Origin of the sequence: Pseudomonas sp. PA15(2017) (genome assembly GCF_001945395.1) — a bacterium.
Classification (GTDB): domain Bacteria; phylum Pseudomonadota; class Gammaproteobacteria; order Pseudomonadales; family Pseudomonadaceae; genus Aquipseudomonas.
Window position 1 is genome coordinate 63074 of record NZ_MSXV01000052.1, and the last position, 20384, is coordinate 83457.

Annotated in this window: 23 protein-coding genes; all 23 read left to right on the forward strand. The window is 56.4% G+C overall.

The window, feature by feature from the left end; all coding sequences use genetic code 11:
• Nucleotides 1–55 precede the first annotated feature (55 nt).
• The 23 genes from BVH03_RS17625 (at nt 56) to BVH03_RS17730 (ending at nt 20369) form a co-directional block, all read left to right on the forward strand.
• Nucleotides 56–835, forward strand: a complete 780-nt coding sequence (locus BVH03_RS17625; RefSeq protein ID WP_075962383.1) for a PFL_4669 family integrating conjugative element protein — start codon at nt 56–58, stop codon at nt 833–835.
• Nucleotides 825–1304, forward strand: a complete 480-nt coding sequence (locus BVH03_RS17630) for a DUF3158 family protein (RefSeq protein WP_168175639.1) — start codon at nt 825–827, stop codon at nt 1302–1304. Before BVH03_RS17625 ends, BVH03_RS17630 begins: the two co-directional genes overlap by 11 nt.
• 20 nt (nt 1305–1324) lie before the next feature.
• Nucleotides 1325–2146 carry a Rha family transcriptional regulator gene (locus BVH03_RS17635; protein WP_075962385.1) on the forward strand — a complete coding sequence of 274 codons (822 nt, stop codon included), beginning with the start codon at nt 1325–1327 and terminating at the stop codon, nt 2144–2146.
• Nucleotides 2147–2271: 125 nt separating this feature from the next.
• Nucleotides 2272–2775 carry a single-stranded DNA-binding protein gene (locus tag BVH03_RS17640; protein WP_075962386.1) on the forward strand — a complete coding sequence of 168 codons (504 nt, stop codon included), beginning with the start codon at nt 2272–2274 and terminating at the stop codon, nt 2773–2775.
• A 68-nt stretch (nt 2776–2843) separates the two neighbouring features.
• A complete protein-coding gene (locus BVH03_RS17645; RefSeq protein ID WP_075962387.1) occupies nt 2844–3035 on the forward strand; it encodes a CrpP family ICE-associated protein in 192 nt (63 codons plus the stop codon).
• A 342-nt stretch (nt 3036–3377) separates the two neighbouring features.
• Nucleotides 3378–4286, forward strand: a complete 909-nt coding sequence (locus BVH03_RS17655; protein WP_075962388.1) for a hypothetical protein — start codon at nt 3378–3380, stop codon at nt 4284–4286.
• Nucleotides 4287–4413: 127 nt separating this feature from the next.
• Nucleotides 4414–6249: a type I DNA topoisomerase gene (topA, locus tag BVH03_RS17660; protein ID WP_075962389.1), complete on the forward strand. Its 1836-nt coding sequence runs from the start codon at nt 4414–4416 to the stop codon at nt 6247–6249.
• Nucleotides 6250–6262: 13 nt separating this feature from the next.
• Nucleotides 6263–7639 (forward strand): helicase HerA domain-containing protein, encoded by a 1377-nt coding sequence (locus tag BVH03_RS17665; protein ID WP_075962390.1) that lies wholly within the window; start codon nt 6263–6265, stop codon nt 7637–7639.
• Nucleotides 7640–8338: 699 nt separating this feature from the next.
• Nucleotides 8339–8806 (forward strand): hypothetical protein, encoded by a 468-nt coding sequence (locus tag BVH03_RS17670; protein ID WP_075962391.1) that lies wholly within the window; start codon nt 8339–8341, stop codon nt 8804–8806.
• Between the two features lie 82 nt (nt 8807–8888).
• The gene (locus BVH03_RS17675; protein WP_075962392.1) at nt 8889–9224 is read left to right on the forward strand and encodes a hypothetical protein; all 336 of its coding nucleotides are present in this window, start codon (nt 8889–8891) and stop codon (nt 9222–9224) included.
• Between the two features lie 305 nt (nt 9225–9529).
• Entirely contained in the window at nt 9530–10030 is a 501-nt protein-coding gene (locus BVH03_RS17680) for an STY4534 family ICE replication protein (protein WP_075962393.1), read from the forward strand.
• A 112-nt stretch (nt 10031–10142) separates the two neighbouring features.
• Nucleotides 10143–10280, forward strand: coding sequence for a hypothetical protein (locus tag BVH03_RS26425; RefSeq protein ID WP_168175640.1), 138 nt, complete (start codon nt 10143–10145; stop codon nt 10278–10280).
• A gap of 55 nt (nt 10281–10335) precedes the next feature.
• The gene (locus BVH03_RS17685; RefSeq protein WP_075962394.1) at nt 10336–10569 is read left to right on the forward strand and encodes a hypothetical protein; all 234 of its coding nucleotides are present in this window, start codon (nt 10336–10338) and stop codon (nt 10567–10569) included.
• Nucleotides 10566–10715 (forward strand): hypothetical protein, encoded by a 150-nt coding sequence (locus BVH03_RS26430; protein WP_168175641.1) that lies wholly within the window; start codon nt 10566–10568, stop codon nt 10713–10715. The genes BVH03_RS17685 and BVH03_RS26430 overlap by 4 nt, the downstream gene beginning before the upstream one ends.
• A gap of 187 nt (nt 10716–10902) precedes the next feature.
• Complete coding sequence (locus tag BVH03_RS17690; RefSeq protein WP_075962395.1) at nt 10903–11619, forward strand: hypothetical protein; 717 nt, start codon at nt 10903–10905, stop codon at nt 11617–11619.
• Nucleotides 11620–11834: 215 nt separating this feature from the next.
• Nucleotides 11835–12074: a hypothetical protein gene (locus BVH03_RS17695; protein WP_075962564.1), complete on the forward strand. Its 240-nt coding sequence runs from the start codon at nt 11835–11837 to the stop codon at nt 12072–12074.
• Between the two features lie 86 nt (nt 12075–12160).
• On the forward strand, nt 12161–12775 hold the full coding sequence (locus BVH03_RS17700; RefSeq protein WP_075962396.1) for a hypothetical protein: 615 nt from the start codon (nt 12161–12163) through the stop codon (nt 12773–12775).
• A 139-nt stretch (nt 12776–12914) separates the two neighbouring features.
• Nucleotides 12915–13916 carry a TcpQ domain-containing protein gene (locus tag BVH03_RS17705; protein ID WP_075962397.1) on the forward strand — a complete coding sequence of 334 codons (1002 nt, stop codon included), beginning with the start codon at nt 12915–12917 and terminating at the stop codon, nt 13914–13916.
• Nucleotides 13913–15736 (forward strand): PilN family type IVB pilus formation outer membrane protein, encoded by a 1824-nt coding sequence (locus BVH03_RS17710; protein ID WP_075962398.1) that lies wholly within the window; start codon nt 13913–13915, stop codon nt 15734–15736. Before BVH03_RS17705 ends, BVH03_RS17710 begins: the two co-directional genes overlap by 4 nt.
• A 10-nt stretch (nt 15737–15746) precedes the next feature.
• Nucleotides 15747–17081: a type 4b pilus protein PilO2 gene (pilO2, locus tag BVH03_RS17715; RefSeq protein WP_075962399.1), complete on the forward strand. Its 1335-nt coding sequence runs from the start codon at nt 15747–15749 to the stop codon at nt 17079–17081.
• Nucleotides 17071–17646: a type IV pilus biogenesis protein PilP gene (pilP, locus tag BVH03_RS17720; RefSeq protein ID WP_075962400.1), complete on the forward strand. Its 576-nt coding sequence runs from the start codon at nt 17071–17073 to the stop codon at nt 17644–17646. The genes pilO2 and pilP overlap by 11 nt, the downstream gene beginning before the upstream one ends.
• Nucleotides 17647–17656: 10 nt before the next feature.
• On the forward strand, nt 17657–19213 hold the full coding sequence (locus BVH03_RS17725) for a GspE/PulE family protein (protein ID WP_075962401.1): 1557 nt from the start codon (nt 17657–17659) through the stop codon (nt 19211–19213).
• Nucleotides 19203–20369, forward strand: a complete 1167-nt coding sequence (locus BVH03_RS17730; protein WP_075962402.1) for a type II secretion system F family protein — start codon at nt 19203–19205, stop codon at nt 20367–20369. The genes BVH03_RS17725 and BVH03_RS17730 overlap by 11 nt, the downstream gene beginning before the upstream one ends.
• Nucleotides 20370–20384 lie beyond the last annotated feature (15 nt).

Here is a 20384-nt window from a genome sequence, read left to right on the forward strand (position 1 = left end):
ACCCCGGCTGCATCGACCATCGGCGCACACCCTCTCGCTACCTTTAGGAGGCCACGTGGCCGATAACTTCGAACTCAACCTTGGAAGCCTGCGCAGTGCGATGAGCATCACCATGCACACTCATCGCGCAGCCTGGCTCTGGTTCGGGCGCCGGAAGAACCAGGACAACCCCCAAAATAGCCACGCCATCATCGGCATGCCGCGCTTCATCATGATCATGGATCAGATGAAGAATGCCTCCGCGCAGAACGATCCCTATGCAGACCACTGGCTCATACGCATGGAAGAGCGGCTGGAGAAAGCACGCGAGACCATCTCATCGCTCCAAGATCACGTTGACCATCTGCTAAGCCAGGTTCCGCCAGCGATCTCCATCGAAGACAACATCAACATCCAGCCCATCAAGCTCCCGCTTTATATCGGCTGCCAATTGGGCTTCATTGGCATCTACATGCTGACCGAGTACGACACACTCGCTCGACGTGTCCTGCTGTCACATCACGTCGGGATGATCGGGCGCAAGCAGATGGAGCAGTGGCTGGATCAGGGTGCGCATGAGATCCGCAGTTGCTATGGACTGGCACAGCAGTACCGCCATGCCGGAGTCACCCGCGATGATATGGCCGCAAACAATGCCCGAGCCCGCGAAGCGCTCGAGAAGTTTGGCCCTCTGCCCCAGGGCGTGTTGGACGGCACTTTACGTTCGAACTACGCACCGGCGCTGCCGCAGCTACGTGATGGGTCGGATGCTGCCGCAGAGCACGTGGCGGTCGATGATTCTGTGCTGGAGCAGAGTGCTGTGATCGATGCTGAGGACACCACCAGTGGCGCATGACCTCTCCCCAAATGAGGCGCACGACCTCTATCGACGCATGGCGCACGAGTCCTCCCTAAAAGGCCTTTTAAAACCCTTTAAGGGTAATAGGGACTACAGCGAGTTGGAGGAAGGCGCGAGGGGGGCTTTGGATAAGCTGAACTTGATGATGCAGCGTTTGGTGACTCTGACTGAACACCAGCACGTGTCTCACAAAAACATAGTGCTCCGGCTGCATAAAGCGAAGTCTGGCCAGGGCTACCTGCGCTGGAGAACCCTCAGACATGCGGTGGATCAGTCCATGGGCTTCATGCTCTGGAAAGCGGTGGTCAACGATCCTCTGACTGGCCCTCAAACTCGGCAAAACCTACTGATCCTGGAGCAACAGCGGATCGCTCTGAACATGCAGGCATCTGTCCTGCAGTACGTCATCCGCCAAGCCTCGGACTGCTCCGGCAAGGTTCAGTTGGCTCAGCAAGCAGTTGGCTAGATAGCGCAGGAGAAATACCTATGAACGGCAAAATCCCATCCACTCACACCGTGTCAGCCTCCACTGAAATCTCTGTGGAGATATTCGATGGCAAAACCACAACCACCAGCCTTGATGTCGCTACCCACTTCGGCAAACACCACAAAGATGTCCTCAAGCGAATCTCTAACCTAGATTGTTCTCATGAGTTCACACAGCGCAATTTTGCGCCGTGTACTCGGCCTGGCTCGAACAACAAGCCTGAGCCGTACTACCGCATGACCCGCGATGGCTTCACCTTCCTGTGCATGGGATTCACCGGTAAGGAGGCGGCAAGGTGGAAGGAGGCGTACATCAATGCCTTTAACCAGATGGAGCAACTGCTGATTGAGCAACCAGCCATCCTGAGCAATCGCCACCTGTTGCAATTCGCACTCAAGACCCTTGAGCTCATGCGAGACCGCGCGGCTAATCATCCCCCGCGGCCAAGCACCGAGCAGGTGGTGCAGAACTACCTGAACCTCAAGTCGCTGGAGCAAGCCACTGCCGAGCAGATGGTACAGGCTATTGCTTTCCTGCAGGGGCAGATCATCGGAGAGGGTGCAGCCGCTAAATCCCTGCCTGGTATAGCTGGCAGCTCCATCACCAAGGATCTTCTGTACGGCCTACTGCGCTCCTCGCACGACGCCGAGTTGCTATTCAATTCGCTCTACGACAGCGGCATAGAGAAGTTGGCCAGTGAGGCATTTAAGAAGCACATGGCCGACAAACTCGCCGAGACATCTCGTCAGGCCCGCGACCTGCTTGGCTATATTGCTAGCCGCGCTGCTCACAGGCCCTACACGAACCAATCCACGCACTGAAAATAGCCGGATGGAAAAGATGGGCGCGACGATAGGGAGTGGGCGGCAGATCATGGCCAAGCAACTGACCACCGCAGCATCAATCAGCACTAGTTCTAAATCAAGCTAAAGCTAAGGAGCACGTTATGGCACGTGGGGTTAACAAAGTCATTTTGGTCGGTACCTGCGGACAGGATCCTGATACACGCTACATGCCCAATGGCAACGCGGTCACCAACCTGAGTCTGGCGACCAATGAGCAGTGGACGGATAAGCAAAGCGGTCAGCGCGTCGAGAAGACCGAGTGGCACCGTGTATCGCTGTTCGGCAAGATCGCGGAAATCGCCGGTGAGTATCTGCGCAAGGGTTCGCAGGTCTACATTGAAGGCAAGCTGCAGACCCGGGAGTGGGAAAAGGACGGCGTCAAGCGCTACACCACCGAAATCATTGTCGACATGCAAGGCACGATGCAACTGCTTGGCGGCCGTCCGGACAACGCTGGCGGTGGTGATTCCGCAACGCGCCAATCGCGTCCAGCACCGAAGAGCGAGCCGCAACAACCGGCTCCGCGCCAGTCCGCTCCGCAGCAGCAGAAGCCACAGCAGCCGGCTCAGGACTACGACAGCTTTGATGACGATATACCGTTCTGAGGGGCAAATCGCCTCCATCTTGAAGTCCCAGTAAAGTCTGGGACTTATTTTTCGTGGAGCAGGCATCCATGACGAAATCCAGCACCTGTACCGATGGGCGCAGATTCAACAATCCACATCGGGCAATCTATGATGCCGGCCTGCAGGCAGCCCTATCAGGGTTACCTGTGCACACTTGTCCGCATCGACATCCGCCATTGAGAAACACCTGGCTCAAAGGCTTCACTGCTGGAAAGCAAATTCCGTTGTTCTCGGAGTAAGGATTATCTGTGGTTCTAGCTGACGCCCTGGTGAAAGCTCTGCGCAGTAACTCACCCGAGCATGACAGAGAGGCCAATATGAATCATGACGAGATCCTAGAAAACCGAGCCGAGTTGTCTTCGGAGCCTGTTCAGGAAACCAGCGGACAGTGCTGCGACAATCACCTGATCTTCGCTCTGCGAGATCGCCATCATGACTTTTCGTTGGGTATTTCCACGGTTCTAGAGTGCCTTCGATTTGCCGAAGCCCAAGGAGCGATACCAGCGCTGCCCGAAGACTGGTGGATTGCAGTACGGGGCAGATATCATCTCAGTAACAACCAGAGGTAGAAGGTGTTGCGCATGGATGTCTACAAACTCAGGCCGGAGCATGTTGGTGGCCATCGCATCGAACGCGAGAAATTCGAGGCAGACACCCAGCGGCAGAAACCTTGGTATCAGATTGGGGCATCCGGACGTAGTTCTCAGTTCGCGGTTTGCCCTGCCTGCGACAACCCTGTTCAGTTGATAGGCTTGTACGAGCTGCCAGCCAATGTCCGTCAGCCATTTGGTAAGCACGCGGTCAAGAGTGTCGAGGGCCTGGGGCTGGTGGACTCTGAAGCCCGAGAGAACTGCCCCTATTTCAAGCCGCGTCAGCACGAAAAAGCTGCCCGTAAAGTTCGCTTCGACGGTACACCCAGGAAGATAGTGCAACTGCTCATCGAGCAGTTTGATCGCGTGGTGTACCTGCTGCAAAAACAGACCGGGGTGACGCTGTCCCAGAACGCACTGAAAGGAATGCTCCGGCGGTACAAGGGGGAGCGCGGCTTCATGTACACCGGGGCGACGCTACGGAATGTGCCGTGGATTTTCGCTTATATGTCAGATGCCACCGATCTGTTCGGCCAACGTCTGATCGCACCTTTGCAAGAAGTCATTCTGGCTTCGGTTCCTGGAGCGGACATTAGTGCTGATGGGCGGGTGGTTTCCCAATTACTTCCCGATGGAACCAAAGCCCCATTCTTCGACCTGAAGCATTGTTTCATTCACCATCGGGTCAGCAAGACCGACGATGATGGTGGCTTGTCGGAGACCATGACGATGGTGTTTTCGCTTCGAGAGAGACAGGACATTCGTGAAATTTACCGGCAGGTGCTCGAATTCGATTACGAGGAGTTCGAGCGGCTTATTCGCATACCGGAGGGTAGAGGGACGCGACGGATGGAACTGGTCTCGCTGGCCAACGAGATGCTGGGGGAGCTGCTGCGTTAACGCCATCGATACCTTCACCTTTTCAGGCAAACAGCATAATTCCCCTGTGACCAAAAAAGACCTTTCCATTGAACTGGGCCTGACTCGGGCTTGACCATGCATCCAGCACAGATCTGGAAGCATGCGCATGACCGTTCTCGTTATCGTGGAGTCGCCGATCAAGGCGAAGACCATCCAGAAGTACCTCGGATCGGGGTATGACGTAAGAGCCAGTGTCGGCCACATACGTGACCTTCCTGAGAAAGAGTTCGGCATCGACCTCGAAACCTTTCAGGCTCGATACGTCACGTTGCCTGGCAAGAAGAAGGTAATCGACGGGCTGAAGCAACGCGCTGCAGCGGCGTCAGATGTCATCATCGCCACCGACCTTGATCGCGAGGGCGAAGCCATTGCCTGGCACCTGGCAACGGCGCTTAAACTGAAAAACCCACAGAGGATGGTCTACAGCGAGGTAACGCCCGATGCGCTGCGCGCAGCCGTCAAGGACGTTCGCCAGATCGATATGGCGAGGGTCAATGCACAGCAAGCCAGGCGCCTGATAGATCGCATCGTCGGGTGGCTGGTCAGCCAACGAATCTCGCAACTGCGTGGACAGAAACTGTCCGCTGGGAGGGTGCAGAGTGTCACGTTGCGACTGATCGCGGAACTCTGCGACCGCGTTCGGCGGTTCCAACCCATTTCGCACTTCGGCGCCGAGGTCGAGTTCGCAGGCCCCGGAGGGGTGTGGAAAGCCAAGTGGCAATCGAAACCGATCCTGCAGCAACGCAACCTTGGCGACTACTGGTTTGACCAGGACTTCGCACACCGAGTCGCCGCCCTATCTCAGTTCAAAGTTCTTACATGTGATGACAGGAATCGCAATGAGAATCCGCCTGCAGCACTAACGACCGCAACGATGATGCAGCGGGCCTCCAGCGAACTGAAACTCAAGAGCTCTGCCACGATGGCGGCAGCGCAGAAGCTATTTGATGCTGGGCTGATCACCTACCACCGGACAGACAGCCCCAACCTATCAGGCACAGCCTTCGCTGCGATTACGGACTATTGCAGGGCGCATAACCTGCCAGTGGTAGACCAACAGCGACTCTGGAACGCAAAGGAGATGGCGCAAGAGGCGCATGAGGCAATTCGTCCGACCGACTTCCAACTGCTGGAGGCTGGAGCAGATAGCGCGCAGCAGGCGCTTTACCACTTAATCTGGCGGCATGCGGTCGGCTCACAACTGGAGAGTGCAGTCTGGAACGTTCGCACTGCCAGCCTGCAGGCACTTGATGCTCTGGACGGTGAAATGATCCAGTTCTCTGCTACCGGCAAGGTTCTCACCAGGCCCGGGTGGAGAAGGTTGTTGCAGGTCGGAGTTGAAGACGATGGTCAAGAGCAGGAGGAAATGAAAAACCCCGTTCCGGAGCTCGATGCCGGCCAGCGTCTTCAACCGCTGTCTGGCCACCTGCTTGAGCTCGAAACGTCACCGCCAAAGCTGTTCACCGAGGCGTCACTAATCAAGGCATTGGAGAACCTCGGGATCGGCCGCCCCAGCACCTACTCGGCGATCATCACCAACATCCAGAAGCGCGATTACGTCCAGGTCGACAAGAAAGGATATTTCCACGTAACCGAGTTGGGACTAGTCGTGGTCGCCAGCCTGGTGAAACAGTTCAGCTTCATGCAGGTGGACTTCACCAAGAAAATGGAGGAATTACTCGACGCTATCTCGACCACAAAAATGGAATACATCCCGGTTGTGAGGAGCTTCTACAACCGTATTGTCCGCGAGCTCGATGGCGTGCAGATCGCAGCTGCAAAGTCTTTTCCATGTCCCGAATGCGGTCGCCCCATGTACCTGAACCCGAAAGGCAAGTTCGGCCCGTTCTGGTCGTGCTCGGGCTTCAAGGAAGCGGGGTGCAAAGCATCGTTGCCGGACGTAGAGGGTAAGCCCGGCCAGAAGCGGCCTACACGTGTGTGAGTGAGATCAACGCATGACATACGCATCAGCCGTACTGATTGGTTACGACTACTGGCGCCGCAGGCGCGACCAGGTCGAAGAGCGCGTGCAGTGGAATCCAGAACGGCTGGCAAATCATCATGTCGGCATCGCTGGAGCACCTGGGGCAGGTAAGACCCATTGGATCCGCAACTTCATCGAAGGACAGTCCGATGATGTGGAAGTCGACATTTTTGACTACCACGGCGATATCGAGGTTCCAGGCGCCAAGACCGTGCTTTTCAGTGAATCGACGAAGTACGGCTTCAATCCGCTGGTGTTGAACCCAGATCCCGATTACGGCGGCGTTAGACGGGCAGTCAATGACGTGATCGCAGCTATCGGCAATACCTCACGCGCTTTAGGCACCAACCAGGAAAGTGTACTTCGGAACCTTCTAACCGATGCTTATTCGCTCAAGGGGATATCCGCAACCAATCCCTCAACTTGGTACCGGAACGAAGCCACCGACGAACAGATACATCGCCTCATCGAGCAACAGGACTGGGCTGGCCTGCGTCAGGTTTACCCAACGCTTCATGATGTCACCACCTTGGCCAGAAGGAAGCTCAAGGCTCTTTGGATGGGCATCGAGGACAAAGACGAAGGACGCCAGGTGCTGACTGCCTTCGACGAGTTCTGCCGGGTGATGGCTACCTTGAATCAGCGCAGGATGAAGAACGCCAGCCAAGCATCCGACGACACGGAACTGGCACAGCTCGACAGCAAATTGGGTAGCATCAAGATGCGTGCCCTGGACGGTTTCGGGACGTTCCTGGAACGCATGCAGTCAGGCCGTGAGTTCGAAGAGGTGGTGAAATACAACTCGAAGGACGTGCTGCTGAGCGTGATCAACCGTCTTGAGAACCTGCAGGCCATCGGGATCTTCAACAGCAATCCTCCCCCGTTCGGCAATGCGAGGATTCGTCGCTACAACATCAAGCCATTGGCTCAGTCCGAGGATGAGCTACGCATGTTTGTCCACTTCCGCCTGCAGGCGATCATTCGCGAAGAAATGCAACGCGGCGAAGCACACGGGCGGATCCGCCGACTGGTTGTTGTCGACGAGTGTGTATTGTTCAACGACGAGTCTCGGAGCAACCCGATCAACGTCATTGCGACCCAGATGCGCAAGTTCGGTTTGGCACTGCTGCAGGCCGGACAGTCGCCTACTCACATGAGTGAGGAGTTTCTATCGAGTGCAGGGACATTGCTGCTCTTGAACTTGTCGCCAACCATCTGGGACAGTGCAGCTCGGCGTCTAAAGATCGATCAGAAAATGCTGCAGTATCTACAACCGCAACACACTGGTGCAGTCAGACTGACCGAGAAAGGACAAATCCCAGCGTTTAAGCAGGTTTATTTCGCTTGAGCAGTTGAACTGCTGTCAACACGTGACGATAATCCGAATCAACGATTTCACCCGCTGGCAACTGGCGTCTCAGTTGTGCCCTTGGGCAGACGGCTCCCGACTGACACTCGCCGGCCGTTATGTCCTAACCCAAGCACGCCATCACTCAGGGAAGCGCGTGCGAACCCTGCCTCCGTGCACACGAAGCCTCCAACTTCCGGGTTCTGAGTTTCCTCTTCTACGGGTCGGTCTGGTGTTCCGCCCCTTCCTTTTTTACACAGCGTCGTGAGTCGGTTGTCGTGGATCACCTCTTACTGGTGCTCCACGACAACCGCGCTTGCGGCCATACTCATTGCCGGTGCCCGCCGGCGAACACTGGGATCCGTTTGTGTGCGGATGCATGCTTGTATTTGCCGGCCTTAGGTCACGACGAGGGTCGGATGTGGGAAACGTGATCTTGCGAGGGGCACAAACCTGCATGGTGACCATTCTGCACTTCGCTGCGCCCTAAAACGCGCAGCAATCTGTTCGTTATCACCGCCCGCCAGCGGCATAGAGTCTGGCAAGAATTCCAAGCTGCTGTCGTCGACAGCAACTTCCCAAGCCTGTCACGCATCCGGCAGAACAGGCGGTCGCCGTTGGCGATGGATGCTTCTTAACCTCAACCCTAACAGGGCGCTCTCCTGTTGGGGGCGCTCCTATCCTAATAGGAGATACGACATGTTCCTCAACAAAGCCCTATCACTGCCTACCACTGAGCTGCACCTGGTGCAGGATATTCTCGACGAAGCAATCGCCATGCACTCAGATCCATCTGCGATCCGCGAGCAAGCGATCGACTTACTACAGCTCAACCTGCAGCAGCCTGAGTCTGCAGTAGTGGACAGGTTTGCAGCCATCGTGGACGAGCTGTTGGCTCACATGGCTATGCCGACCAATAAACTGATGCTGGCAATCGCACTACTGCGTGAGGCTGGCTTCGAAGAGGAAGCAGATCTGCTTAGACCAGCCATACCGGATCGCATGCTGCTCATTCGCGCAGCGCCAGGTCTGGAAAGCCGTCTGCGCGATATTTTCAACCACTGCCCAGCCTGCTCGAATTCAGAGCGGCATAGCCATGATCTAGCCTGGCGGGCTCTTGAACACCTCACCTTTAATGCTCGGTTCGGTTCCTCGAAGGCCTCCTGATCGACATGCTTACAAATCAACCCATGCGGGAAGCTCCTTCCCATGGGAATGGGCTCTCCGCTATCAAAGCTGGAGAACAACCATGACCCCATATGGCCACCTGTACGACGAACCACTGCTGGATCTGGCGGATCAGCACAACACCATTCTCGCTTGCATGGCTGAGCTCGGATGGACTGTTAACCTTGACACCAAGAATGGCAGACTTCACATAGGCGGTGGACGCTGCGGTGGTGCTCTGAACCCTCACGGAAATCGAGTCGTGGTTGCCGCGTTTGATCCGACTGACTTGAGATGGATGACCCTTCAAGTTGGGTTTACCGATGCGTACGAACAGCGCATTTCGAACTTTCCAACAGCGCGGTCTTTCGCCCAGGCAATGCACAACGCCGCACAATCTCTTCCAATCGAATACTGACCTGTTCCATGCCCCCATCAACGGTGGCTAAACAGGGCTTGACAACAATCTCGATTGCTCACATATTTTTAGTCGTATGCCGCTGACGTTGTCAGCAACATGCCCAGGCAGCGAGGATCTTCAAGCTGCGTCCGCTGTTGCGGTGATCCACCTCCCCAGTCCGTTTCGCATCCGGTAGTACGGACAATCGCCCCCGGCGATGGATGCCCTCTCTTCCAAACATCTACTCACCCTTGCGGGAAACACACTCCCGCAAGGGATACGTGTTTCTCCGCTTTCCCGTACCTGGAATCTGGAGAACCACCATGACTACTACCAACGCTCAAAAAAGCTACTTCGACCTCCACATCACTGGCTTCGGCTACCTGAATCGCATCCGCGAAGTGCCCATCCGCAAGGGTGACCCCTTCCTGGCCTGCGATATCGTCGCCCTCCATGGTGATGCTAGCGCTCCTGAAAAAACCCGGTTCGACTGCAAAGTCTCTGGCGGTGAAGCTGACAAGCTGATCCGTCGTTGCATGGCAGCCGTAGCAGCCGAAAAGAAAGTCCTCATCGGCTTCCGACTCGGCGACCTGACCCCCGATCTCTTCACCTACCAAGGTGGCGAGAAGAAAGGTCAACCCGGTGTCAGCCTGAAAGCCCGCCTGCTGTTCGTCAGCTGGATCAAGGTCGACGGCGAAATGGTCTACAAGGCAGAGCCGAAAGGTGATGCAGAACAACCACAACAAGCTCAGCAGCCCGCTGCAGAGCCGCAACAACCCGCACAAAGCAGCTCCCAGGAAACACCTGAAGCTGCCAGCTTCTGAACCACCGGCCCTCTCTGAGGGCCACCACTCAACTCAGCTAACCCATCCGGGGGGCACCATCCCCCCGCTGGCGGGCTTGGTGTTCTCCAAAAATCCCTTTTGGAGAATCATCATGAATAACGCCAACATCCAAGCTGTAGAACTGCCTGCTCTGCCGGAAGTCACCGAGATTTCCGAAAGTGACGCCCTCGAGGCCCTGCTCGATAACGAGCAGTTCTGCGAGTACGCATGGGCCGTCCTGGCCGCTTAATGTCTGACCTCAAGGCACCTTCGGGTGCCTTTGTCTTCTTCGCTTAGGAGTCCATATGGCCACTGTAGCCCTGCTCCAGAAATCTACTCGCAACAAATCCACTGAGGACGCTTTTGACTCTAAGGGCTTCGGCATGACCCTTCGCACTGTCTACAAACTCACAGTGCTTGCTGCTAACGGCTGCTATTTCGCGCCTCGTTACGTCAATGTCCGCGCTTTGATGCTCGATGGCGACTCGCAGTGCCTGTACACACCGATCCGCTGGCTTGCCTATGAGGTGATCGCATGATCCGCAAATTCGATGTGTATCTTGAAGGCGCCTATTGCCTTTCTGTTCGTGCCCAATCTGAGCAGGAAGCACGCCGCACTGCCTGCGAAGCAACTGGTTGTGACTATGACGATGCCGCTCTTGAGCTTTTCGAGGTGTTCGAATGATCGCCCTACCCTCTCAATCCACCTTTGAGTGTGGCTGATCTGCACAATGCCCCGAAGTTGCGTCGCGGACAGCGATACATCTGATGGATAGCTAAATCGACAGCCGGGCGCCTCTGGCGCCCTGACTTTTCCCACCTGGGGCAATGCCCCTTGGGTAATTGCTCCTGGCTCTACAATGGAGCAGCCCATGTCCCATTTCCCCAACCCATTCCTCCGCGGCTTTTACAGCTTCACGATCGAACGTCAGCTGCAGATATTTCGGGAAGCCGATCAGCCGACGATCTTCCGCCCACTCCACCCCAGTCAGGGAAACCTGACGGATGAGATGGTCAATCGCCACCCCTGTATCTACTCGTGTGACTTCGCGCTTGTAACTGAGGGACAGGAAATTACACCCGAGCTCGAGGAGCACTTCCATGGCAGCGGTGTCGCCTGCAGAGTCACCTACTCGTTGTTCGGACACCGGGAATCCACATCGATCTTCCTCGGCGACTACGACAACTTCGCCCTGGCCATGGCCATCAGCGAGCAGCTGACGTTCAGAACGGGGCACTTCAGCCGCGCCTGGGAAATCAGCAGTCTTCATCTGCCCGAGAAAGCTCTTGAACACGCCCAACGGTTGGCCGGTTTCGAAATTCCCAGCGGCCAACTTGTAGAGTTCTTCTTATTGCCTGGCTGCGATGGTGTTGGGTGCAAGCTGTTCATGACACCCTGGAGCGACGAGAATCTTGCCGGTCTTGGGCTAACAGCTGAAAAGCTGCGCCAGGAACATCTGGATAATGGACTCCACCTGAATCTGATCGAGCTGCTCCACCAGGCAGCTGCCGCAGACGTGCGCTTCCTGGTCTTTGACCCTGATGCGGATCGGCTGCAGGATCTGCCAATTTACGATCTAAAGGGCTAAGATCATTAACACAGTGCGCCATCGTTGATGGCACCTGCCCAAGCTGCTCGAACCTGTAATGCAGCGCTGCCCCTGGCAGTGGTTCATCCCAAGCCCAAACCTGTTTCGCATCCGGTAGGACAGGTGATCGCCATTGGCGATGGATGCCCGCTAAACAACCACCCCTTCGGGAGCTTCACGAAGGAGGCCTCCCGTTTAATTTCTGGAGGTCTATGATGAAAGCAGCAATTACGCTGTATGACGCGCTGGTTTCCGCCAATGTCCCAACCGATAAGGCCAAGGACGTGGTTGAAGCCTGGGAGAAAGACATGGAAAACCTGGCCACCAAGCAAGATCTGCTTGGACTTGGAGAATCGCTGAAAAGTGACTTCAAAGCCTTGCTGTACCAAGCCATGTTGCTTCAAACCTTAACAATGGCAGGTGTGTTCATAGCGGTCATCAAACTGATCAACTAGAAACACACAGCTCACACTTCCAAGTACCTCGCGGGAATCACTATCCCGCTAGGGACAAGTGATTCTCCGCTTCCTGGAGAATCACGATGAAAACTGCAAACCTCGTTGCTTTCCTTGCCGCTGCCCGTTCCGGACAGTTCCTGGAAGTCGATAGCGCTGTACTCGAGCAATACGACCTTGATGGGTCGGTGCTTCACCTAACAGTCGACGAGCTCGCTGACCACCTGGTTGCACTGCACACGCAGATGCAAGCAGAGCGTCTGCAGGCCGAGCTGCAGATCCACAACCAATCTCTACTCAAGATCGAGCAGTTGCAGCGCGAAGTGGAAACCCAACGTGCCAAGCTGCAACACGAGAAGGACTGGGCGGATAGCCAGATCCAGGCTCTCACTTACAAGTGCGAGCAGTACGAAGCCATCCTGCCGGGTCTTTCCCAAGGGAATACTCGCTGGATGTCATTTCGCACCTGGTGGTGGGTGATTGGACTGCTCTTCCTCGCATTGTGGGCTTTCAAGTCCGACTATGCGGTCGACAGTCTGATTTTCAGCATCGGCTGGATCGGCTCTTACTCGGGAGTGTTCCTGGGCAAGCTATTTCGCTTCCTCGGCCAACCTCTGCGGGAGCTCATTCGTATGCCGGCACTACGTTGCCACGCACCTCGGCTTGAACGGAAGGCTCAACAACCGTTTCGAGTCCTATGATTCAACCTCTACCACAGGCGCCTTCGGGTGCCTTTTTTATGACTCGAAATTAATTCTCGGCGTTGGGATTTGGATTCTTCATTGTTGCCAGGGCGTGCGGGAGCAACCCTATGCACCTATCGAAGTTGGAGATCCCCCAATGCGCCATCCCCTGCTGCTCACGCTTGTCATTGCGACAGCAGGTTGTGCTGTTCAGCGACAACCTGTCCCAGCCGAGGCTGAAGAAGCTCCCGCCAATCCCGTGTTCATCACTCCAGACATCTACGCGAACAAAGAGTTAGGGATGAACCGCGAGGGGGATCTGGTCAGGAACGGCCGGTACACGCTGAAGAGCACCACTCCTACTATCGCCCAGGAAGACCTGATGGCTCAGATCATCGAGGTGACGATTCCTGGGTCGTTGAAACCGACAGTCGGGGATGCCCTCAAACATGCCCTGTCACGCTCGGGATATGCACTCACGGCTCCCAATAACACCACAAAAGTTCTCTTCAGCCGCCCTCTGCCAGCTGCGCACTACAACCTGGGACCAATGAAGCTACGCGACACTCTCCAAGTGCTCGCAGGGCCGGCATGGAAGGTTCAAGTTGATGAAGTCACACGCCAAGTGGCTTTCAGCTTACGTCCAGGCTATCAGGTACCGGCGCAACAACGCCCCCGTTCTCCTGCGGCGGTCGCGGGAACCCCTGTCGTAAGCCCACCGAAGGCTGTAATCATCTCGACGGCACCGCCCAGTACATCCGTCACAGCAACTGCCTCGGCTGATCACCTTGATGTCGAAGTTGCCAAAAGTGGCAGCACAGGTGCTACGCCTATTCCGGCTTCTTCAGCCACGGCTGCCATCGTGAGTGTTCCCCCTCCAGCGCCTGCCTCGAAACCACCTACGCAAATCTGGTCGGCGGAATCGGGCTCAACCCTACGTGACTCAGTCGAGGCCTGGGCGGAGAAAGCTGGTTGGACATTGATCTGGGAACAAGACGATCTGAACTACCCCATCGTGGCTCCGCTACGGTTTGAAGGGTCATTCCAAGAGGCAATCGATCAGGTTTTCCCGCTGTACGACAAAGCTCCTCGATCATTCGTCGTCGATGGAAGCTCGTCACAACGATTTGTACACATCGCCGAGAGGAAGAAGAAATGACCCTGCTTCGCGTGATCCTACCTTTCGCTCTGGTGATGATGAGCAGTTGCACGCTACAGCGTGTAGACGAATCGGTCGACCGGGCAGAGCGTGCTGGGGCGACTGCACGACAGTACGCCTCTGTTCTTCGAAACCAAAGAGCAGAGACAGCCCGAGAAACTGTCATCTTCAGTGAGAAACCCTGGGTCTCAACTCAGCCCCTGGTAACTAAGCGAGGCTTGCCACCTGCTCTGAACCAGCACATTGCTTATCGCCCTGCGCGCTCGGTAACTATCACAGAGGTTGCGCAGTACATTACAACCGAAACAGGACTACCGGTTGTTGTAGCTCCAGATGCTGTCGATCCAAGCATCCTCAATGCAACGACTGCAGCAGCTGGCAGCAGCATCGCTCCCCCTGCGATCAGCCCGATCTCTCCCAATAGCCTGGAGGGGCTGTACCCTGCCAGCGCAACAGGCGCGAGCCCTAATTTCGGCATGAGCCTCAACCTGCCATACAGCGTCAGCGGCATAAAATTCTCAGGCGCCGTATCTGGACTCCTTGACCAAGTCACAGGCCGCCTGGGTCTCTCCTGGCAATACGCCCCAGAGATTCGGGGAGTGAAGATCACTAATTTCGACACCAGAACCTTTGATGTATGGGCATTCGGTGACGACCAGGTTATCGAGAGCACAGTCAAAAGCGGCCTGGTTACGGCGACAGGATCTGGGGATAGCTCGACCGGAGGCTCAGGGGGTTCTGGCGCGACAGGCGAGTCGGGGAGCAGCCAGAGCACAACTGTCACTATCAAAACGTCGCTTCTCGGCGATATCGAGAACAACGTCAAATCGATGCTGAGCACCCAGCCTGCAGGGCGCATGTTCTTGTCCCGCACCACTGGAACATTGACGGTAAGTGACCGCCCTGACGTACTCAACCGAGTCAGCGCCTACCTGAAAAGCATCAATAGCAGCATCACTCGTCAGGTGGTGTTCAACGTAACGGTGTTCGAAGTTAGCCTGACTGATCGTCACCAACTCGCCGTTGATTGGTCTGCGGTTTACCAATCTATCTCGAGTGACTGGGGCTTCTCGCTCGCAAACACCGTCGCAGGCATCAGCAACGAGGCCGTATCAGGATCATTCGGCATACTTGATACCGCCGATTCGCCTTGGGCCGGCTCGACTGCCGTTATGCAGGCGCTGGCCCAACAAGGCCGGATTTCAAACATCCGAACCCCCAGCGTCACGACATTGAACTTGCAGCCGGCGCCGATTCAGATCGGTAACGTGCAAAGCTATATCGCCTCCAGTTCAACCACCACGACAGCATCGGTTGGATCCAGCACATCGCTCAATCAGGCAACGATTACCAGCGGCTTCAACATGATGTTGCTCCCCAAAGTCATTGATCGCGACAACCTTCTGTTGATGATCAACCTAAGCATGAGCAGCAGGCCGACCTTCCAAACGTTCACCAGTAACGACTCCAGTGTTCAAACAGCCGACTACGACACTAAAAACGCAGCTCCCAAAGTAAAGCTACGCAGCGGGCAGACCCTCGTGTTGACTGGGTTCGAAGAGAATCGTGAAGACGCTTCCAGAACTGGTGTCGGAAGCGCCAGGTTCTTCGGCCTGGGCGGGGGGCGGGTCAGCTCGTCGGAGCATAGCGTCCTGGTCGTATTGGTCACCCCTGTGGTGGAGCCTGACAACCTGAACACCGGTAGTATCCAGTTCGTGCCTGACACCTATCACACAGCGGTAGGCATGGCCGCCAACGAAGCTTTTCCCTCTAGTCGCATGACATGCAGACAGCCTCTGCGTGCTTGCTCGGTCTTCTGACGGGGGCCGAATGAGCACTGAACAGCTTCAACCACCTCGAACCTCACGCACTCAGATTATCGTCCATCGCGGTCGATCTTTCGTGACCGGCCTGCGCTGGCACCCGCTGGGAAGCGTGACGAGTTACATGAAGGAGGCCCGCCAGTTCGGCAAGGAAAACAACCTCGATATCGTGGCCATCCGCAGAACACCGGGCATCATCCAGGCCGGGTTTGTCTCCCGTAGCGACGGTGTCACGAAGGGGATGTATTCGTTGGCCGCTACTCTGGCGGGCCAGTTGGGTGACTCCTGGATCGCTGCGTGGCGTGTTGACTTGGTCGAAGATCGATTCGCGGTTGTTGCGGTTCACAAAGGGGGGATCATCCCGGGCTGCGACCTGATAGGCACAGAGGCCGAGATTCGTCGACGTGTGGCTCAGCAGCGCAGCCGCGGCATTGAGTTTGATGACTGGTATCTGCCACCTGAATTCGGCATGGGCGGCACCGCGGCCGACATCGATGAGCTGCTCCACCCTTCGAAGCTGAAGCGCGAGTATAGATTGCGTCCACTGATGTTCGGCTTGTCGAAAGCAGAGCTGGCACAGTTGATAGTAGTGGGATTGATACTCGCCGCAGGGCTGACTGGATGGATGCAGTGGCAAGCCTACCAGGACAAGATCCAGCTCGAGGCCAGACTTGCCGCAGAGCAGAAGCGCCTTGAGGAATTGGCCAGACTGAAGGAAGAGAGCGGCGCCGAGCAACCCGAGCAAGCGCTAGAACATCCGTGGGCGAAACGCCCTGGTGTATCTACCTTTGTGAAAGGCTGTAGCGAAGTCATATACCAGTTGCCGCTCAACATTCACGGTTGGGCCTTCGCTAATGCTCAATGCGACGGCGCTCAGGTTTTGGCCTCATACAAACGATCGGGAAGCAATAGCACTGCCGATCAATTGATAGCCGCAACAACCGACTACTTCTCGGATCTACCAGCATTCTTCGACGATGGCAACTCCGCAACGTTGAAGTTCGATATCTCATTGCCTGCCGCCGGCGACGAGCCGCTGGCCGAGGCAATTGATGCGCTGGCCAGCCTTTCCTCCTGGCTCCATGGCTTTGCCCAGGAACCCACCTTGAAAGAGGTGCCAGTCGTTGTGCCGCAACAAGCAGCACTACCTGGTGAACCAGCGCCTCCACCACCACCACCGCCACAATGGAAGCAGTTCGAGCTGAACTACGTCTCCGGCATCCTCCCCTTCGACTCCCTCAACGGCGCCCCGACCCAGGGCCTACGCCTGCGCGAAATAAAGACAGAGCTCCAGTCCGAGCTCCTCATGTGGTCTGTAACAGGTGATCTCTATGCAAAATAACCCTGAATTGAAAAAGCCCTGGTGCCCTCACCTAGCGTTACTCACCGCACTGCTGGTGGCCTCATTCATCTCTACGCACGTCGAGGCTGCCCAAGCAGACCTATCCGGTATCAATGTCGGCGAGCTCGGCATCGTGCAGAGCCAAACCATCCTCTTCAATGCCCAGGCAGAACGGGCGAAAGCAGAACGGGCGGCCGGTAGCGGCGCCGCCAGTTCGAATCCAGTATCCAGCTACCCCGCCCAAATCCCGGCCAGCCCCCCCATGTCGGCCGATCAGCCTCCAAGGCAACAAGACCTACCGGTCATCAAAGCCATTACCGGGTCGTCCAACAAGCTGCGCGCAACGCTGCTGTACAGCTCGGGGATCGAGGTAGAGGTCACTGCTGGCTCACGCGACCTACCGGGTGACTTCCGTGTTGCCCAAATCACGCTAGAAGCCGTAGTTCTGGAACGTAGCGGCAAGCGCTTTCTCTTGGGCTTCTCTGAGCGAGCTCCAAGTAGCGTCAGCTATCTCCCAGCCTCAACACCACCGGCAATACCCGGACTGGCGCCTGCAGAGCATTGAGGATACGAGTATGACTTCCATCGTTGAAAACACGCCGAACATCGCAGAAGCATCTGCAGCAGAAACCCTGGTGGAGCTGTTTCCTCGCCGCTCGGTACTCACAGCACCTGGAGGACGGTTTGAACTCAAGCCGGATCTACGCCAACTCTGCGCCCTGACAGTGGACGGCAAACTCCACGTTTCTGCTCAACACCGTACCGATCCCTACATCATGGCCTTTATGGATCAGCTCGAGCACGAAGGGGTTGAGTACGAGCTCACGACCTGTTCTATGACCGACATCAAAGCGATATACCAGTCCACGGAGCATCTGGTGTTGTCCTCTACCCAGGTAGAAACCGACCGCCAGGCCCAAGCGGTAGCCATCTTGGCCGACGCTCACCAGCGTGGCGCCAGTGACGTACACATCGTGGTCGGCCACGAAATCACCCGTATCAAATACCGTGTCCACGGCCTGCTCTGGGAAGCAGGCCAGGAGAAAAGCGCGGTTGGGCGCGAACTATGCGCAGCGCTTTACAACAGCATGTGCGACGTGACGAAAGACCACTTCCAGCCTCAAATTCCCCAGGATGCTCGGGTGAGCCGCAAGTTCGTCGAGCAGTTGGGCTTGTTCGGTGCGCGTATCGCTACACGCCCTCTTGTAGAGGGGCCGCTTATGGTCATGCGGCTGCTGTACGACGACAAGTCCAAGATGAGCCTGGAGGATCTGGGTTTTCTACCCGAGCAGATCCTGCAGTTCGCCAGGCTGCGTAGCCTGCCCTATGGCGTGAACCTTATCACCGGGCCTACCGGCTCGGGCAAGTCGAAGACCCTGCAGGTGAACATCGACCTTCAGGATGAAGAATGTCGTAACTCCAAGCACATCCTTACCGTTGAGGATCCACCCGAGTATCGCTGTCGCGCCAACCAGTCCCCACTTGGTACCGGCGAGACTTGGGATGAGGCCATCACTAACTCAATGCGCCTCGACCCTGACTCCCTTATGTATGGGGAAATCCGTGACCTGGCCTCAGCTCAGGCAGCATTTCGCGGGGGTATGACCGGACACTTAGTGTGGTCCACCCTCCATACCAACAATGCTGTTGCTTCGCTGCAGCGCCTGGGCGATATGGGTGTTGATCAGTACCTGATCACCGACCCAGCATTGATGACCGGCATCATCAATCAATCCCTGCTCCCCGTATTGTGCCCTGAGTGTCGGGTACCGGCGGGAGATCATCTTGACCAGTTGGACGCGGGGCTGCATGCCAGGTTGGAGCAGTTGCAGATCCTGGACAAAACCAACCTGCGGGGCGATGGCTGCCAGCACTGCAAGGGACTTGGTGTAATTGGTCGAACCGTGGTCGCAGAGGTGCTACTGACTGACCTTATGTTCATGAAGGTGTTCGCCGAACAAGGTGCCAGCGCTGCACGCCGGCACTGGGTAAAGGAAATGGGCGGGATCACCAAGATCGCCCACGCCATCACAAAAATCGGAAACGGCGACATCGATCCTCGGCATGCCGAAACCGTCATCGGCCCACTGGACTTCGACCGGCAGATCCTGGAGCTCACTCATGCTTGCTGAGGTTCAGGACTTCTATGATGGACTGCGTGAGGCGTGGCGCGCAAAGGTAGAGGGTTTCTATGCTGCCCAGTTTGGAAAGATGGAGCGCATACAGTTCTACGAGAGCCTCATGGGTGTCCTCGAGGACGGTATTCCCATCGAGGAAGCACTTGAGACAGTCGAGAAAGCTTTCAGTAACGGTGGACGCGACCTCCACCCGGTGTCAATTGTCTGCGCTGAAGTCGCCATGGGTGTTCGCGGCGGTAAGACGCTGGCTGACGCTTGCCGGGCGAGATTCCCGTACGACGAGACGTCACTGATCGAGACGGGGGAGGAAACCGGTGGCCTGGTGCAAGCATTTCGCGATTGCGTCCGCATTATCGAAGTTCGCCAGCAAGTATCACGCTTGGTTCTTTCAGTTGTCGCGCTGCCATCGCTCACATGGAGTCTCATGTGGGTACTGCTGTACGTGATCGCCCTGTGGCTGGTTCCTTCGATGTCTCGGCGTAGCGACCCTGATAGCTGGACTGGCATCCCAGCATTCCTGTACTTGCTGTCAAATGTGGTCACCCACTACGGAGTGTTCATCGTAGTCGCGGCCGTGGCACTGATTGTCACCTCGATACTTACATTGCCCTACTTCTGCGGACTCAAGGTCACGCCAACAAGCCCCAGTTGGAAGATCCAACTGAGCAAGATCCTTCAAACGGCGAGGCTACGCCTTGAAGGCATTCCGCCATGGTCAATCTACAAGACTCTTCAGGGGTCGATCTTCCTGCTCAACATGTCGGTGATGCTTCGCACCGGCATCAACCAGCTCGATGCGCTCGACACCCTTAAACGAAGCGCAACACCCTGGTTGCGTGAGCGGCTGGATGCCATCCACTACGGCGTCAGCTCCGGCAAGAACTTCGGCCAGGCGCTGAAGCTCTCCAACCATCAATTCCCCGACACGATGGCCATCCACTTCCTGGAGGTTCTCGCCCCGCGCAAAGGCTTCGCCGAGTCAATGGAGCGATTCGCCAACCGCTGGCTGAAGCAAATGCTGGAGCACGTAAATGCCATATCCAAGTCACTGATCGCTCTGTCCTCAGTCTGCATGGGTGCCCTCATGATCCTGGTCGTCATCGGGGTCTTCATGTTGGCCGGCAATGCCACCGAATCCGCAAATTTTTAAACACCACACTAAAGG

What these genes read in the sequence shown, in the direction of transcription:
- BVH03_RS17725 (WP_075962401.1), top strand. Translation starts at nt 17,657, where the DNA reads ATGACTTCCATCGTTGAAAACACGCCGAACATCGCAGAAGCATCTGCA.
- pilO2 (WP_075962399.1), top strand. Translation starts at nt 15,747, where the DNA reads ATGAGCACTGAACAGCTTCAACCACCTCGAACCTCACGCACTCAGATT.
- topA (WP_075962389.1), top strand. Translation starts at nt 4,414, where the DNA reads ATGACCGTTCTCGTTATCGTGGAGTCGCCGATCAAGGCGAAGACCATC.
- BVH03_RS17695 (WP_075962564.1), top strand. Translation starts at nt 11,835, where the DNA reads ATGAAAGCAGCAATTACGCTGTATGACGCGCTGGTTTCCGCCAATGTC.
- BVH03_RS17645 (WP_075962387.1), top strand. Translation starts at nt 2,844, where the DNA reads ATGACGAAATCCAGCACCTGTACCGATGGGCGCAGATTCAACAATCCA.
- BVH03_RS17700 (WP_075962396.1), top strand. Translation starts at nt 12,161, where the DNA reads ATGAAAACTGCAAACCTCGTTGCTTTCCTTGCCGCTGCCCGTTCCGGA.
- BVH03_RS26425 (WP_168175640.1), top strand. Translation starts at nt 10,143, where the DNA reads ATGAATAACGCCAACATCCAAGCTGTAGAACTGCCTGCTCTGCCGGAA.
- pilP (WP_075962400.1), top strand. Translation starts at nt 17,071, where the DNA reads ATGCAAAATAACCCTGAATTGAAAAAGCCCTGGTGCCCTCACCTAGCG.
- BVH03_RS17710 (WP_075962398.1), top strand. Translation starts at nt 13,913, where the DNA reads ATGACCCTGCTTCGCGTGATCCTACCTTTCGCTCTGGTGATGATGAGC.
- BVH03_RS17635 (WP_075962385.1), top strand. Translation starts at nt 1,325, where the DNA reads ATGAACGGCAAAATCCCATCCACTCACACCGTGTCAGCCTCCACTGAA.
- BVH03_RS26430 (WP_168175641.1), top strand. Translation starts at nt 10,566, where the DNA reads ATGATCCGCAAATTCGATGTGTATCTTGAAGGCGCCTATTGCCTTTCT.
- BVH03_RS17675 (WP_075962392.1), top strand. Translation starts at nt 8,889, where the DNA reads ATGACCCCATATGGCCACCTGTACGACGAACCACTGCTGGATCTGGCG.
- BVH03_RS17690 (WP_075962395.1), top strand. Translation starts at nt 10,903, where the DNA reads ATGTCCCATTTCCCCAACCCATTCCTCCGCGGCTTTTACAGCTTCACG.
- BVH03_RS17685 (WP_075962394.1), top strand. Translation starts at nt 10,336, where the DNA reads ATGGCCACTGTAGCCCTGCTCCAGAAATCTACTCGCAACAAATCCACT.
- BVH03_RS17670 (WP_075962391.1), top strand. Translation starts at nt 8,339, where the DNA reads ATGTTCCTCAACAAAGCCCTATCACTGCCTACCACTGAGCTGCACCTG.
- BVH03_RS17640 (WP_075962386.1), top strand. Translation starts at nt 2,272, where the DNA reads ATGGCACGTGGGGTTAACAAAGTCATTTTGGTCGGTACCTGCGGACAG.
- BVH03_RS17655 (WP_075962388.1), top strand. Translation starts at nt 3,378, where the DNA reads ATGGATGTCTACAAACTCAGGCCGGAGCATGTTGGTGGCCATCGCATC.
- BVH03_RS17730 (WP_075962402.1), top strand. Translation starts at nt 19,203, where the DNA reads ATGCTTGCTGAGGTTCAGGACTTCTATGATGGACTGCGTGAGGCGTGG.
- BVH03_RS17665 (WP_075962390.1), top strand. Translation starts at nt 6,263, where the DNA reads ATGACATACGCATCAGCCGTACTGATTGGTTACGACTACTGGCGCCGC.
- BVH03_RS17680 (WP_075962393.1), top strand. Translation starts at nt 9,530, where the DNA reads ATGACTACTACCAACGCTCAAAAAAGCTACTTCGACCTCCACATCACT.
- BVH03_RS17705 (WP_075962397.1), top strand. Translation starts at nt 12,915, where the DNA reads ATGCGCCATCCCCTGCTGCTCACGCTTGTCATTGCGACAGCAGGTTGT.